Origin of the sequence: Rubinisphaera italica, from assembly GCF_007859715.1 — a bacterium.
Classification (GTDB): domain Bacteria; phylum Planctomycetota; class Planctomycetia; order Planctomycetales; family Planctomycetaceae; genus Rubinisphaera; species Rubinisphaera italica.
The window spans coordinates 4,882,505-4,897,727 of sequence record NZ_SJPG01000001.1 but is presented as its reverse complement, the minus strand read 5'-3'; the positions used below and the strand labels follow the sequence as shown (position 1 = coordinate 4,897,727).

The following is a 15,223-nucleotide window of genomic DNA, read 5'->3' as shown; positions in this document are numbered from 1 at the left end:
GCGGGAATTTGCTGCAGTAGCGAGATGACTTCTGCTCTGAGATCGGAGATCTGTAGATTGTGACTCAGGAATTGTTCTGGCTGGGACATCTGGTTTTTGGCTCCCTGACTTTCACCACGCTCTTGAGTGATTACAATCAATGAGAGTAATTATGAAATTGAACCGCAGTTGGACTGCAGATATTTTGCATCTCCGTTTCTCTGTGGTTCATGATTTATTTCTGGAGTTTTGCAATACTTCAGTTTGAAACCAAATTACGAAAATGACTCAACAGATTTTTATAAAGATTAAAACCACAGAGACACAGAGAAATTTTCGGAAAGGTCTGTCATGCTCAAACAATTGAACTCTTCATAAGACTTAGATTTCAAGGCTTCTCCGTGTCCTCTGTGTCTCTGTGGTGCAAAAAAAAATTTCTGTTTTGTTGGGAGTTCTTATTTCTCCGGTTTTCAAATTGATCTTGGAATAGACTCACTCGCTTGCGCTTCGTGCTTGTAACTGAGGTTTTGTAAATCTTCAGTCATTAGTTCAATTTGGAGTCTGTGAAAAGTTCGTCGATACGCACCCAATTATTACTAATTGTGAAATTGAAACGCCCCGCCAGCCGGGAGACCCCTATTTATTAGGATATTGGAAGTCCGGTTTCTGTATGGAACTGGGCTTAAGTACAAATTCTTCAACCTGATTAACTCCTCTGGATAAAAACATGCGACACACATTTCTGGTACTGGCATTGTTCGTGACGGCAATTTCGATGACAAGTTGTCGGAAGAAGCCTGATGATACGCCTGCTCCGAGTCCGAAAGCTCCGGCGAATCCTGAATCTGAAGATGGCTCGAGCACGAGTGTTCCTGTGGAAGGATCGTTTCAGGTGAAGTTTGAAACGACGAAGGGTGATTTCGTTGTGGAAGTTTATCCCGAATGGGCTCCGATTGGAGCGGCTCGTTTCAAGGAACTGGTTGAAAGCGGCTTCTTCGATGAAAATCGATTTTTCAGACTCGTGCCTGGATTTATTGTGCAGTGGGGGATCGGCGGAGATCCGGCAGTGCAGGCGAAATGGCGGTCGCAACCCTTGCAGGATGAGCCGATGGTGGGGACGAATTCCCGGGGGACGATTACCTTCGCCAAGGGAGGTCCAAACTCGCGAACGACCCAGTTGTTTATCAACTATGGCGACAACTCCGGCTCACTCGATCCTCAAGGCTTCCCGCCTTTCGGCAAAGTGATTGAGGGAATGGATGTTGTTGATTCACTCAACTCTGAATATGGGGAGCAGCCTGATCAGGGTCAGATTCAGTCGCGTGGCAATGAATATTTGAAGAAGAGTTTTCCTAATCTTGATTACATCAAGTCGGCTGAAATTATTCAGGAAACGAAGGCTCCGGCAGAGCCGGTCGAGACGCCAGTCGCTGAGCCTGAGATGACGACCTCAAGCCCGGTAGAAACGGGTACCTCGACTCCGGCACCGGTTGCGACTTCAACTGCTCCTGCTGAAGGGACGTCGACACCAGCCGGGACATCTTCGGTGCCGGTGGAGACGATTGAAGAGATTCAGTGAGCACTTTTCCATGAGGGCCACCCGTGAATAGCAGGAAGGCAGGCAGGAGCCTGCCCTACTTGGCTGATAAATCAGTTTAAGGCTTTTCTCTTGGAAAGCCACAAAATGCATTAATAATCTCTATTTGCTTAGAGGATAATGCAATAAAATATCCATAATACACCTCTCAAGCAATCAGGAAATCAATTTATACAACAAATATTATTTATCCAACCCTATTGCTGGCATCTCAGCATATGGCGACAGTCTTAAGTCACACTTCCCTGTGTTTAAATCATATCTTTCTATATACGGTAAGTGCAGAGAAACGCCGAATACAATAACGTTGCTGTCTTGCTGGACTGCTTGAGCAAGCGTGAAAGGTGGAGCCCCACCCCCCGCGCCGGAATAACCCGAAGACCAACTCCAGCTTTCCCATGATAATTCCATACTGCTTTTGTCAACGCAATAAATTGGATGACTAATACCCCACGCACTTGATAACATAATTAAATAATGATTAGCGAGTTCAGAGACGTGCAAGGTGTCCGCAGCATATTGGAGATCATGAGGCATAGGTATATTTATGTTTATTGTATATCCGTCAACTAGATCCACAATGTATTCATTATTGTTACCTTGCACGTAACTCCATTTTTTGACTATATTTCCACACGGCACTGGCATCCTTTCCTCGTGCTGGTCTTGATTGTAATAGATATTCGTTGAAAATTCACACATAATATACTTCTTGCTGTCGTCAAGATCATTGTTTTGATAGGATTTAATCTTGTTAGTCAATATATTATTGAACCACTTTGGGGGCGTAGATCTTAATCTCGCTTCAGTAAAACCTAAAAAATTCGCCATCTGAATCTTACAATGAGTATCATGGCTTATCTTGTCATTCTGGCGGGGGATGTTTGTTTCTACCCATTTGCAATTAATTGCAATATGATCTGATTCGGATTGCGTATTTCTATGTAATTCGTCATCAGGTAATAAATGGTAAGGAAGTGCATTATAATGAACGGTATATGGGTTTGGATTAAGTTTCAATTCATTACCCAAGAGATATGAATATCTTAAGTAGTCCTCGTTAAGCACCTCACTTAGTGATATATGTTTATTTTCAGGAGGAGTTGATTTTGCGACTGCATTGAAAAGCAAAAAACATATTACGGTCAATATAGAAATAGACCGTTTTGCAATAATTCCTATGGGGTGTGTGTGATTGTGCATTAATATGGATTCGCGTTAGAGAAAATATAATCTGAAGGAACACCTTCATCATTCGGGCAAAATACGCAACAATTCCATTGAACCTGAAAAACGAAATGCCTTAGCCAAATGCTTTTTACTGTCCCAGTACGGTGGAAAGTTTTTTCCTTTTGCCCATGTGGGCAATCCACTAGAGGAAGTTTCGCGGGTGGCCCAGCCGCTTCGGCTGAGTCGATGAAATCGACAAGATGCCGTCATCTTGCGGGGCATTTTGTGATCAAACCAGATTATTTAAATTGAAGCCGCTTGTCGTCTCCATCTTTTTGCTTTGCAATCCGATCGACTCAGTTGGCCGCCCTCCTTGTTAGACGTCATGACCTCTTGTGACTTGGTCACCCCGGTAGCTGCTTCGCATCAACCGGGACTACTCAGTTGGGTTTCACAGCTGAATTCGGATGCACATTGCATGCTCAAACAAGCTTGAGAATGGTACCTGGTTGTTCTCGGAATTGAACTCACTCGCTTGCGCTTCGTGCTTGTAGTGGTTGATCAGTTTAACTTCATTAATACCGAATCTTACACCCCGGGAGTTTTTCACACAGGGTCTGATATCCGGACTGGCTGATGCCGGTGTTGCGGATGTCGAGGTGTTTGAGTTGTTCGAGGGAGCCGAGGGTTTCGAGGCCGTCGTCGGTGACGTAGGCGCATTGTTTGACGACGAGGTCCTTAAGGAGCAGGGCGTGCTTGAGGTGGATGAGTCCCTGATCGGTAATTTGGGTTCGGGAGAGACAGAGGTTCGACAGCGATGGAATTCGTGAGATGAATTTCAGGCCGACGTCGGAAATGGCGGAGTCTCTCAGGTCGAGCCAGCCGAGGTTTTGCAGGGTACAGAGGCTGACGAGCGTCGTTTCGGGCAGTTTGCATTTCTTGATTGAGAGGGCCTGCAGATGATGCAGGTCCCGGATTTTGCTGAACTGTTCGGAATCGAGATGTTGATCCTCCAGTTCGACATTTTTCAGGGAGCGGAGTTCGGTCATCACGTCGAACCAGTGGGTTGCTGGCGAGGTCTGTTCTGTCGTTTTGAGGGCGATCGGCTCGCCGTATTGATTGGATTTGAGTTGAATGTGATTCATTTCGAGCAGATCGATACTCCGAATCACGCTGCTGGCTGGTTTTTGTTCGGCATCGGTTTTGATTTGTACCTGCGGTAAATGTTGTTGGAAATTTTCCACTCCTTGGGCAGTCACTGCTGTTTTGCGAACATCGAGTGCGAGTAATGATGTCACACCTGCTAGTTGACTCAAGCCGACATCGCTGATGGCGGTTCCGGCCAGATACAGTCGGCGGATTCGCGGCAACTGAGCCAGGGTTTCAATCGCCTGATCGGTAATGGGGGTGCCTGCCAATTCGAGAGATTCGAGTCGAACGAACTGTTTGAGCATCAAAATGCCATCGTCTTCGATACGGTTCCCGCCCAGTTTTAATTTCTGCAGGCGACGAAAATAGGTGAGTGCCATCAAGCCGTTGTGAGTGATGTGAGTGTGTCTCAAGTCGAGTTTTTCGAGGAGGACGAGCCGTTGCAGCCATTTGAGAGCGGCTCCGGTTAAGGGAGTTCCACCCAGGCTCAAATCGCGGAGGGAAACGAGTCCTTCCAGATAGTGAAGTCCTGCTTCGGTGATCTTATTTTTATTGAGGTTGAGTTGCTTGAGCTGACGCATTTTCTTGAGGCAGATCAAGCCGTTATCGGTGATACTGGTTTCGGCCAGATTGATGCTTTGCAGGCGATCGTTCTGGCAGATTTGTTCGAGGTGAGCGTTGGAGAAGTTGGTGTCAGAAAAGTCGACTTCGATCAGTTCGGGGATTTGAGAAATGCAACTCACCGAGGCTTCATTCACATTGACGCCTCGCAGCGCGACCGCTTTGATCTGCTTCTGTCCCTTGAGAAGCGAGAGAAGTTGGCGGACACGCTCATCCGGGCCGCCCTGCATTTTCCAGGAAGTGACTTCAACGGGGATCGTCGGCAAACTGGACGACTGACGAGCCCAGTCGACATTGGCCAGATTCAATTCCAGTCCATCCTCGAAACTCCTGCTGCGTGCCCCGAGTGCCAGCCACGCATCCAAATTTGAATTCTCTGAAACGCTCACGGATTGTCCATTGGGTTAGAGTGTTTTAATCAGTATTGTAAGTCAGGCTGTGCCTGACGAAAATTGGGGCTGTTAAATAATCATGTCAGGCACAGCCTGACCTACGAATTTCCTTCTCCTTGGGGAGCGGTCATCTTTCCTTCTCTTTGGGGAGAAGGGGCAAAAGGCCGGATGGGGGATGCCTTGGACGTTCAATGTTTAATTCACCTCGAATTCCCCTCACCCTAACCCTCTCCCCAAGGAGAGGGGACTTGTTAGCAAAGCAGGTCATTACCAACTCATGCTATTCATCTCGAAAGAACTTCGCGAACGAGTTGCTCATCGATCCCTTTAACCACTTCGACCTGCCCCAGTTTGCGGGGGAGGACGAAGCGGAGTTGTCCAGCGACTGTTTTTTTATCGATTTTCATCCGTGAAATAATGTCATCGTGAGTGAAGGCGACTGGCTGCGGTAAATCGGTCGGCAGGCCGAGTTTGCTTAACAGATTGATTTGACGTGTGGTCACCTCTTCGCCGATCATCCCCAGTTTTTCGGCCAGTCGGGAGGCATCGATCATGCCAATGCTGACGGCTTCGCCGTGCATCAGTTCGCCGTAACCGCATAAGGCTTCGTAGGCATGGGCGAAGGTGTGTCCGTAATTCAGAATCGCCCGTAAGCCGCTACGTTCGTATTCATCCTGCTCGACGACTTCTGCTTTCAACTGACAGCTTCGTTTCACCAGTTCGATCAGAATTTCCGGGTCGCGGGAATTGATCGCTTCGATATTGTTTTCGAGCGTCTCGAACAAATTGGCATCGAGAATGACGCCGTACTTGACGACTTCGGCTAAACCCGAGCGATAATCGCGATCGGGCAATGTGTTAAAGGAAGAGGTGTCGATGAATACGCCGAGAGGCTGGTGGAATGCCCCGATGAGGTTTTTGCCCTTGGCGTGATTGATGCCGACTTTGCCGCCGACGGAACTGTCGACATCGGCCAGCAATGTGGTGGGCACCTGCACGAAAGGTAAGCCGCGATTGTAAGTGGCGGCTGCGAAACCAGCCAGATCGCCAACAACACCACCGCCGACAGCCATGACGACGGTTTGTCGATCGGCCTGCATTTCGACGAGTTGATCGTAAATCTGATTGGCCATCGCCAGCGATTTCGAACTTTCCCCGGCTGGGACAGCGATCAGTTCGACAGTCCAGTTTTGATCACTCAGTTCCTGCTTGAGTTTCTCGGCGAACAGATTGAGGACATTGGTGTCTGTCACGAGTAATGCTTTTCGAGCAGCCGATTTGAGATGGTCGACGCGTTCCAGCCAGGAATCCATTAGCGAGGGCAAAAGGTTCCACTGTTCATTCACAATGGCAATTTCGTAGGAACGCTCGGCCAGTTTCACGGGAACTAACTGTCGAGGCAGGCTATTTACGGTGTCGTGTGATGTATTCATATTTATGAGTAAAAATCGTTGGAGATCGAAAAATGTGTCGAGCAGTTCGACTCTCCAGCACTGTAATTGATGAAGAGACTTTCTGTACAGACCTGAGGGATTAACGAACGTGTTTCTGGTCGAAATCGATCAATATATTGTTCAAACAGGCAGAAAAAATATAGCAGGACTTACCAGCCAGAGTGGAATTCGAAGAGATCGTCTTCCAAAACAAAGTTTCCTCTTGCCTCGACTGTCTCAGGAATTGATAATGATACCGACTCGCCTGAGTGATAACGACACACCTGAGGTCATGGACGTTAGGCCTATCATGGTCAACGGGTCATGGAAAGGGAAGAAGTCTGCAGACAACGGTCCCAAAAAGATTTCAAACAAATCCCCACGATTCCTTTTTTAACAATTGGACCATTTTCAAATGGTTATTGCAGTCGCATGGGCACTCAATGGCTGTATGTCGCTGTGTTTGCTACTGCCGAATGATGCAGATAATTAATGAGGCTTTAGAAAGACCATGGAAGGTTCCACCAGCCTCCACACCACTTCCTTACTGACACAATTTGCGGAATGGTCTGCGAGGAAATTTTGCTGCGCTCATGGAAGACTCTGAACTATTATTAAATGAACGAATTCCCACGCGGTTAAGATTCACCACTTTCGATTTTGCTCCCGAACATACGCGGATTTTTTGAAAGTCGAGACAGTTCCTGAACGCTTTAAATCAGGGTTCTCAATGATGTTGTGCACGACATCGCAGTGTGCATCAGTCATTTTCAACCTCATTAAAGCCGTTGCAGGGCATGAGTTTCTCTTCTCTTGAAGGAGACAGCCGTGACGAGTGGACACGAATTACTGCAGAAACTGGCTTCAAAGTCGGAATACGAAAACTTCCGGCAGGAAACCTGGCAGGGAACCTTTGCAGACTATCTCGATCTGGTCCGCGAAAATCCCGGAATCGCTCGCTCTGCCTGGCAACGCATGTACGACATGATCATCCAGGAAGGGACGTACGAGCTGGATGGGAACCGTGAGAAGCTGACGCGATATCGCTTCTTCGATGATCCTTACAACGACGGTCAGGATGCCATTTTCGGTTTGACGCGACCGCTCATCGAACTGGTCAATGTCTTCAAGTCGGCTGCGCTCAAATACGGAGCGGAACGTCGTGTGCTGTTATTGCATGGTCCGGTCGGTTCTTCCAAAAGTACGATTGCCCGCCTGCTCAAACGAGGTTTGCAGCGCTACAGCCGCACCGATGAGGGAGCCCTCTACAGCTTTGGCTGGAAAGAAGAAGATGGCTCGATCACCTGGGATCCGATGAATGGCGATCCACTTTTGCTGATTCCGATGAATCATCGGGAGGGCCTGTGTGCTGAGTTGAATGCCGGGATTGATTCCAGCAAGTACGAAATCGAAATTACGGGAGATATCTGTCCGCTGAGTCGGTATTACTTTCAGGAACGTCTCCGCGAATTCGATGGCGACTGGACAAAAGTGGTCGATTCAGTGGTGGTTCGCCGTATTGTGCTTTCGGAGCAGGATCGGATCGGCATTGGTACGTTCCAGCCGAAGGATGAGAAAAATCAGGACAGCACCGAACTGACGGGTGATATCAACTATCGAAAAATCGCCGAGTACGGCAGCGAGAGTGACCCTCGTGCGTTCAACTTCGATGGCGAGTTTAACGTCGCTAATCGGGGTATGATTGAATTCATCGAAGTGCTCAAGCTCGATGTTGCATTCTTGTATGACCTGCTCGGTGCGTCGCAGGAACATAAAATCAAGCCGAAGAAATTCGCGCAGACTGATATCGATACTGTCATTATCGGTCACACGAATGAGCCTGAGTTCCGGAAACTGCAGTCCAACGAATTCATGGAAGCGTTGCGGGACCGAACGATTAAAATCGATATTCCATACGTGACGAAACTCTCCGAAGAAATTCGGATCTACGAAAAGGACTACAATCAGCGACGCGTCCGCGGCAAGCATATTGCACCGCACACGCTCGAAACGGCTGCGATGTGGGCAGTGCTGACGCGTCTTGAAGAGCCGAAGCATCATGGACTTTCCGTGCTGCAGAAGATGAAGCTCTACAACGGCAAAACCTTGCCGGGCTTTACGTACGAGAACGTCAAACAATTGCGAAAGGAAGCTAAGAGCGAAGGGATGCATGGCATCTCGCCACGTTTTGTACAGGATAAGATTTCGAATGCCCTGGTGGTGAATCCGCATTCCACCTGTCTGAATCCGTTCATGGTGCTTAACGAACTTGAGGAAGGGTTGAAGCATCATTCTTTGATTTCGAACGAAGAGATTCGCGAATACTATCGGCATCTTATTTCGATGGTCAAAGAGGAATACACCGACCTCGTCAAGAACGAAGTTCAGCGCGCGATTGCGGCTGACGAAGAAGCCCTGACCCGATTGTGCGGCAATTACATCGACAATGTGAAAGCCTATACGCAGAAAGAAAAGGTGAAAAACAAATTCACCGGTCAGGATGAAGAACCGGATGAACGATTGATGCGTTCAATCGAAGAGCGAATCGATATTCCGGAATCGCGGATGGATGACTTCCGCCGCGAGATCATGAATTACATCGGAGCCCTTTCGCTCGATGGCCGTTCGTTCAATTACAAAACGAACGAACGTCTGCAGAAGGCGCTCGAAATGAAACTGTTCGAGGACCAGAAAGATACGATCAAACTGACTTCGATGGTTTCAAACGTCGTCGATACCGAGACGCAAGAGAAGATCGATATCGTCAAATCTCGGCTGATCCGCAACTACGGTTACGACGATGAATCGGCCACCGATGTCCTGCAATACGTGGCGAGTATCTTTGCTCGCGGCGATGCGAAATCGGAAAGTAAATAGATTAGTGATTAGAGGTGAGTGGTGAGAGTGTCCTTCGGTGGGTGGCACGTCCCTGAGTGAAACGAAGGGCGTGGTTGGTGGATAGTTCCACGCTCATCACTTCGTTCTGGGACGTGCCACCCATTGAAACAAAAAATGTGAGAGAGACTGTAGTTCAGGCGTTGCCTGACGACAAACAGGATGGGACGCACATTTTTTCAGGCAGTGCCTGACCTACGGCGGAATAAACTGTATGTGCAATGAAATAACCGGGTACGAATGCCATGACGCAAAACATCGACAAAGACCTGCAGCGGTTTAAGCAGATCGTTCGGGGGAAGGTACGCGGGAATCTCCGCAAGTACATTACCCACGGCGAAATGCTCGGCCGTAAGGGGCGAGAAGTCGTCAGCATTCCTGTGCCCAATATCGAGATTCCGCATTTTCGTCACGGCAAGAAAGGCTCGGGCGGTTCCGGTCAGGGAGAAGGCGAAGTTGGTCAGTCACTGGGTCCAGGTGAACCGGAGGAGGGAACGGGCGAAGCCGGTAATGAAGCTGGCCGACATATCCGCGAAGTCGAAGTGCCCCTTGAAGAATTAGCAGCCATGCTGGGCGAAGAACTGGTATTGCCGAACATCATTCCGAAAGGAGCAGAGACGCTTGTCAGTCAGAAGGATCGCTATAACTCGGTGCGTCAGGTGGGGCCGGATTCTCTGCGTCACTTCAAACGAACTTACAAAAAGGCGCTCAAACGCCAGATCGCAACAGGACAATACAACCCCAGCAAACCGATGGTCGTGCCGAACCGGGACGATACCGTTTACAAAAGCTGGACAACCATTTCCGAACCTCAGGCCAATGCCGTCATTTTGTATTTGATGGATATCTCAGGCTCGATGGGAGAAGAACAGAAGGAGATTGTCCGCACCACCGCGTTCTGGATCAATGCCTGGATTTCCTCGCAATACAACGGCTTGCAGAAGCGCTACATCGTGCATGATGCGATGGCTCACGAAGTCGATGAAGAAACATTTTTCCGCATCCGCGAGAGCGGGGGCACACGAATTTCCTCAGCTTATGGCAAAGCGATTCAGGTTCTCGAACAGAGTTATCCCGTCGAGGACTGGAACATCTACATTTTTCAGTTTTCCGATGGCGATAACTGGGGCGATGACAATCGCGAGTGTCTGAACATGCTGAAAGACAAACTGTTGCCGGTCTGCAATCTGTTCTGTTACGGGCAGGTCGAAAGTCCCTACGGTTCCGGCGAATACGTTCGGGAACTGATGGGGCTTGAAGACTCCTGGAACAACGTCGCGCTCTCATTGATCGAAGACAAGCAAGGCATTTACGAATGCATTAAGGATTTCCTCGGCACGGGGAAGTGATAATAAACTCGTAGGACAGGCTTCCAGCCTGTCTGACAACGGGTGGCACGTCCCAGAACGAAGTGATGGGCGTGGTGATTTCAGAAGTCCACGCCCTTCGCGTTGCTCAGGGACGTGCCACCCGATTTCGAGAAACTGTCGAATAAAAAGGCGTTTGACATGAGCATCAGCACCTATCGCCCATTGCCGGATGACATTCGTGCCATTCAGGATGAAATGGAGAAAGTCGCCGCCAGCTATGGGCTCGACTTCTACGAAACGATTTTCGAGATGCTCGATTACGAAGAACTGAGCCGGTTTGCTGCATATGGCGGCTTTCCGATTCGCTATCCTCACTGGCGATTCGGGGCTCAGTTCGATGAACTGATGAAAGGCTATTCATATGGTCTGCAGAAGATTTACGAAATGGTCATCAATACCGATCCCTGCTATGCCTATTTGCTCAACTGCAATTCGATGACCGATCAGAAACTGGTCATCGCGCACGTGTACGGGCACTGCGACTTCTTTAAGAACAACGCCTGGTTTTCAAAAACGAACCGCCGCATGCTCGATCAACTGGCCAATCACGCGGCGAGAATCAATCGGTATATTGACCGTTACGGACATGAAGCCGTTGAGGAATTCATCGACTCGTGTCTGTCGATTGAGGATTTGATCGATCCGTATTCGCCGCACATCGTGAGATCGGTGAAGCAGAGAAAGCAGCCGAGCGATGCGGGTGATGAGGAGCCGGAAACAAACGATCGCCGATTTCGAGCCAAGGACTATATGGATTCCTTTGTCAATCCGCAGGAAGTGCTTGATCAGGAACGATCGCAGCAGCAGGAAGAATATCAACGTCAGCATGTTAACCGTTCTTTCCCAGCTGAGCCGGTGCGGGATGTGCTGCAGTTTCTGATTGAGCATGGCCAGTTGCGGGAATGGCAGCGGGATGTCCTTTCGATTATCCGAGAGGAGGCTTACTACTTTGCACCGCAAGGGCAGACGAAAATCATGAACGAAGGCTGGGCCAGTTACTGGCATACGACCATCATGACGAATCACGGTCTGACCGATGCCGAAGTGATCGACTATGCCGACCATCATTCCGGCACGATGGCAACGAGTCCGACTCGATTGAATCCTTACAAACTGGGGATCGAGCTTTTTCGCGATATCGAAGAACGCTGGAACCGTGGACAGTTTGGTTCGGAATGGGACAACTGCGATGATGTTGAAGTTCGGGATCACTGGGATAAAAAACTCGGTCTCGGTCGTGAGAAGATTTTTGAAGTTCGCCGGATTCATAACGACATTACATTCATCGATACTTTTCTGACCGAAGACTTCTGCCGTCGGCATCGCATGTTTTCCTTTGCGTATAACGATGAAGAGAAAACCTACGAAATTGAATCCAGAGAGTTCAAAGATGTGAAACAGCACCTGCTGCGAAATCTGACGAACTACGGTCGTCCTCAAATTCGTGTGATCGATGGCAATTATCGCAACAGGGGCGAACTCTATCTGCAGCATCAGTTCGCGGGCATCGAATTGAAACTCGATGATGCCGAGGACACGCTGCACAATGTCCAGAAACTCTGGGGACGTCCGGTGAATCTGGAAACGGTCATTGATGAAACACTTCATCTGTTGACTTTTGACGGCCAGACTCATCGTCGTTCGCCATTGACGAAGAATGAAACTTTTACGCTTACGAACTGAAGATCTCATGTCACTTTCTCAACAACTCCAACAGGAACTCAATCGCCTCTCGGCTCAAGGTCCGATTGTGGGTTGTTCGCTGGTATTCGCCGAAGCATCCGACTTGCTGGAGGTCGATCTGGCGGCTCTGGATACGATGAGCTGCGCGATGAATGAGTTGCGACTGACATTGCCCCGATTACAAAACGGAACCAACGACGACATCAAACACTGGGCCGACGATCTTTCACGACGCATCACTTATCTACTCGAACAGATTGGGCCGATTGAATTCGACGATCAGTCTGGCTCCGCCATGATCCGCTCCAACCAGCCGACGCAATTGCCCAGCGGAGCGGTCTATTATGAATTCGTGCTGCAATCCGCTTCCAAAAATGCAGTGACGATCAATCGCTACGAAATCGTCAAAGGACAACCGGGGCGCAAACTGGTGACGTTGCAATTGACTCACGAAGTGCTGGTCAAACTGGTCAACGATCTTCTGGAGACCTGCCCGGTTCCTTGACTCTAAAGCCAGCTTAAATTGCTGTACGCAATTAATTAAACCACAGAGACACAGAGGACACAGAGAATTTTAATAAGATCATCAACTCATAGGAATCACTTTCTGTTGTTTTAGATCTGCTGTGATCGAACAAACGTCCTCAAGAATCTCTGTGCCCTCTGTGTCTCAGTGGTGGTCTAATTATGTGATTTGTTCTGGAATAATTGGCGGTCATATAATAATCGCGTAGGGTGATCTCGTACACATTCGCGGTTTCGCAATCTGCGACTCTTCCGGGTATGATCCTTGCTTACGGAACGTACCAGTCCTGTAGAATCAGGTTGGGCGGTGACGTTCCTGTCAGTATCGATCACATCTTTCGGCTCGAGGTTTCATGTCGCTACTTACAGATTCCATCAATGATATTCGCGATCGCCTGCAGGCGGGGGAATCGCTGTTGTTTCTTCAGACCGATGACGAGCCTCGCTGGATTGAGGCGCTGACCAGTTTTGCTCATGGCGAAGGGAAACGGCTCGTCATCTGGTCGCTGAGTGAGGGCCTGCATTGCGAGGCTGCGGGATCACATCCTGACTTGCAGGATCCGGTTGCATTTCTCGATGCGATTCCAACACTGCCCGAGAATTCGATCGTGCTTGCGAAGGACCTGCATCACTTTGTGAACGATGCCCCGGTGATTCGACGTTTGCTCGATCAGAGCCAACGCATCTCGGCGACGCCGTTGTTGGCCATGGGGCCGGAATTTGAATTGCCGAACTCACTGGCCAAAGCAACTACGTTGATGCACATGCCGTTGCCGGATTTTCAGGAAGTGGAGGGCTGTCTGCAGGAAGCGATGGCCCGACAACCGGGAAAGATTTCCATCTCGGAGGATTATTCTCAGCGAATGATTAAAGCGGTTATCGGACTCTCGCTTCATCAGGCTCGCCGGGCTTTCAATCGCGTACTGGCAGGACGGACCGATCTGGGCGAAGAGGCAATGACACAACTGGTTGCAGAAAAGAAACAGTTGCTGCAGGGATCGGATCTACTCGAATTCCACGACCTCGATGAAACGGCCGATGATATTGGTGGTTTGAATGAACTGAAGGACTGGATCACACGGCGTGCGAAAGCATTCAGTCCCGAAGCTCAGAAGAAGCAGGTTGGGCAACCGAAGGGAGTGTTGCTATTGGGTGTGCAGGGGTGTGGGAAAAGCTTGTCGGCTCGCGTAATTGCCCGTCAGCTCAGCTTTCCATTGATCCGGCTTGATTTCGGAAATCTATTACATGCCGGTCGAGGAACTTCGGAGCAGAATCTGCGAGAAGTGTTGCGGATGATGGACAGCATCGCCCCGGCTGTGTTGTGGATTGAAGAACTGGATAAAGGCTTTGCCGGGCTGGAATCGGAAAGTGGAGACAAGGATGCGGCGTTGATGCGCATGTTCGGACTGTTCCTAACTTGGATGCAGGAGCACAAATCGCCAATCTTTGTGGTAGCGACGGCGAACGCGATTGAAAGTCTGCCTCCGGAACTGTTGAGGCGTGGGCGTTTCGATGAGTTATTCTTTATCGACCTGCCGAATTTTCATGAGCGTAAACACATCTATCAAATTCACCTCTCGAAGCGAAATTGCGATCCGGCTGAATTCGACCTGGAAGAACTGGCCGATAAGACCGAAGGCTACAGCGGCTCGGAAATTGAGCAGATTGTAAATTCAGCCGTGATCGATGCCTTTACTCGTGATCGTACGCCTAATCAGAAAGACATCCTCGACACAGCCGATTCGATTGTGCCGTTGTCGATTACGATGGAAGAGAAAATCTTCAATCTCCGCGAATGGGCTCGCTCGCGCTGTCGCCCGGCGACTCCCGATAGCCGTGTCTTCCGCATGATTGAAGATGAACATCGCAAGGGAGAACTGGTCAAGGAAGAGGACGAGTTTCCAGATCCCTGGATCGAACATTTACAAGCCGGCGATTTGAGTCGGGGCGTGCTGGAATTTGTACGAGCGTCCGACTTCGTCGTCTTCTCGAAACTCCAGGATGTATTATCCAAAACGATTGAAGTGAAAGGGAACAGTAGTCTGGTGCTGGAATCGGATACGAATTGTGTCGTCTGGCAGGGACTTGAGAAAGCACTGGCTGAGGGGATTGCCAAGTACATCAACAGTAAACGCCTCTTTCTGAATCCGGTCGAAGTTTCGTACTATCAGAAACTCGGGAAGGTTTTAAAACTGCCCGTGCTACGGGAACTGCGGGAAAAACGCTTGCCTCGGGAAGTCTGGTTTCCGTGTGTGTTGCGGATCATGCCACCACAGGAAGGGAGTGGACGGTTGAGAAGTGTGACGGTGATTGAGGAAGCGTAATTGTCCCAAGCCGTAGGTTTTGAAGTTACACGTTTTGTTTGATAAAATGTTTAATTGGATCAACACAATTGTGCCACGGCTCTGC

At 49.2% G+C, this 15,223-nt stretch carries 10 protein-coding genes (1 of these 10 only partly in view); 6 read left to right on the top strand and 4 right to left on the bottom strand.

Annotated features, from left to right (window positions below; genetic code table 11):
• A protein-coding gene (locus tag Pan54_RS18565) for an endonuclease V (protein WP_146504902.1) crosses the window boundary here: on the bottom strand, positions 1-89 show its beginning. 901 nt of this gene lie to the left of the window's left edge; only the first 89 of its 990 coding nucleotides appear in the window; its start codon is at positions 87-89; its stop codon lies off the left edge, out of view.
• Positions 90-706: 617 nt separating this feature from the next.
• Between Pan54_RS18565 and Pan54_RS18560 the strand changes: the two genes are divergently transcribed.
• Positions 707-1,558, top strand: a complete 852-nt coding sequence (locus Pan54_RS18560; RefSeq protein ID WP_242631368.1) for a peptidylprolyl isomerase — start codon at positions 707-709, stop codon at positions 1,556-1,558.
• Between the two features lie 201 nt (positions 1,559-1,759).
• Here Pan54_RS18560 and Pan54_RS18555 read toward each other — a convergent pair whose 3' ends face one another.
• The 3 genes from Pan54_RS18555 to aroB form a co-directional block, all read right to left on the bottom strand.
• Positions 1,760-2,779 carry a hypothetical protein gene (locus Pan54_RS18555; RefSeq protein WP_146504901.1) on the bottom strand — a complete coding sequence of 340 codons (1,020 nt, stop codon included), beginning with the start codon at positions 2,777-2,779 and terminating at the stop codon, positions 1,760-1,762.
• Between the two features lie 542 nt (positions 2,780-3,321).
• A complete protein-coding gene (locus tag Pan54_RS18550; RefSeq protein WP_146504900.1) occupies positions 3,322-4,905 on the bottom strand; it encodes a hypothetical protein in 1,584 nt (527 codons plus the stop codon).
• Positions 4,906-5,192: 287 nt separating this feature from the next.
• Complete coding sequence (aroB, locus tag Pan54_RS18545; RefSeq protein ID WP_146504899.1) at positions 5,193-6,341, bottom strand: 3-dehydroquinate synthase; 1,149 nt, start codon at positions 6,339-6,341, stop codon at positions 5,193-5,195.
• Between the two features lie 828 nt (positions 6,342-7,169).
• On the opposite strand from aroB, the gene Pan54_RS18540 reads away from it, so the two are divergent.
• The 5 genes from Pan54_RS18540 to Pan54_RS18520 all read left to right on the top strand — a co-directional run bounded on the left by Pan54_RS18540 (position 7,170) and on the right by Pan54_RS18520 (position 15,138).
• Positions 7,170-9,218, top strand: a complete 2,049-nt coding sequence (locus tag Pan54_RS18540; protein ID WP_146504898.1) for a PrkA family serine protein kinase — start codon at positions 7,170-7,172, stop codon at positions 9,216-9,218.
• A gap of 263 nt (positions 9,219-9,481) precedes the next feature.
• The gene (locus Pan54_RS18535; RefSeq protein ID WP_146504897.1) at positions 9,482-10,585 is read left to right on the top strand and encodes a DUF444 family protein; all 1,104 of its coding nucleotides are present in this window, start codon (positions 9,482-9,484) and stop codon (positions 10,583-10,585) included.
• A gap of 159 nt (positions 10,586-10,744) precedes the next feature.
• Positions 10,745-12,289 carry a SpoVR family protein gene (locus Pan54_RS18530; protein WP_146504896.1) on the top strand — a complete coding sequence of 515 codons (1,545 nt, stop codon included), beginning with the start codon at positions 10,745-10,747 and terminating at the stop codon, positions 12,287-12,289.
• Between the two features lie 7 nt (positions 12,290-12,296).
• A complete protein-coding gene (locus tag Pan54_RS18525) occupies positions 12,297-12,794 on the top strand; it encodes a hypothetical protein (protein ID WP_146504895.1) in 498 nt (165 codons plus the stop codon).
• Between the two features lie 373 nt (positions 12,795-13,167).
• A complete protein-coding gene (locus Pan54_RS18520; RefSeq protein ID WP_146504894.1) occupies positions 13,168-15,138 on the top strand; it encodes an AAA family ATPase in 1,971 nt (656 codons plus the stop codon).
• Positions 15,139-15,223: the final 85 nt, after the last annotated feature.

Coding starts and splice junctions, on each gene's coding strand:
- Pan54_RS18560 (WP_242631368.1), top strand. CDS start 707: ATGCGACACACATTTCTGGTACTGGCATTGTTCGTGACGGCAATTTCG.
- Pan54_RS18555 (WP_146504901.1), bottom strand. CDS start 2,779: ATGCACAATCACACACACCCCATAGGAATTATTGCAAAACGGTCTATT.
- aroB (WP_146504899.1), bottom strand. CDS start 6,341: ATGAATACATCACACGACACCGTAAATAGCCTGCCTCGACAGTTAGTT.
- Pan54_RS18535 (WP_146504897.1), top strand. CDS start 9,482: ATGACGCAAAACATCGACAAAGACCTGCAGCGGTTTAAGCAGATCGTT.
- Pan54_RS18530 (WP_146504896.1), top strand. CDS start 10,745: ATGAGCATCAGCACCTATCGCCCATTGCCGGATGACATTCGTGCCATT.
- Pan54_RS18525 (WP_146504895.1), top strand. CDS start 12,297: ATGTCACTTTCTCAACAACTCCAACAGGAACTCAATCGCCTCTCGGCT.
- Pan54_RS18520 (WP_146504894.1), top strand. CDS start 13,168: ATGTCGCTACTTACAGATTCCATCAATGATATTCGCGATCGCCTGCAG.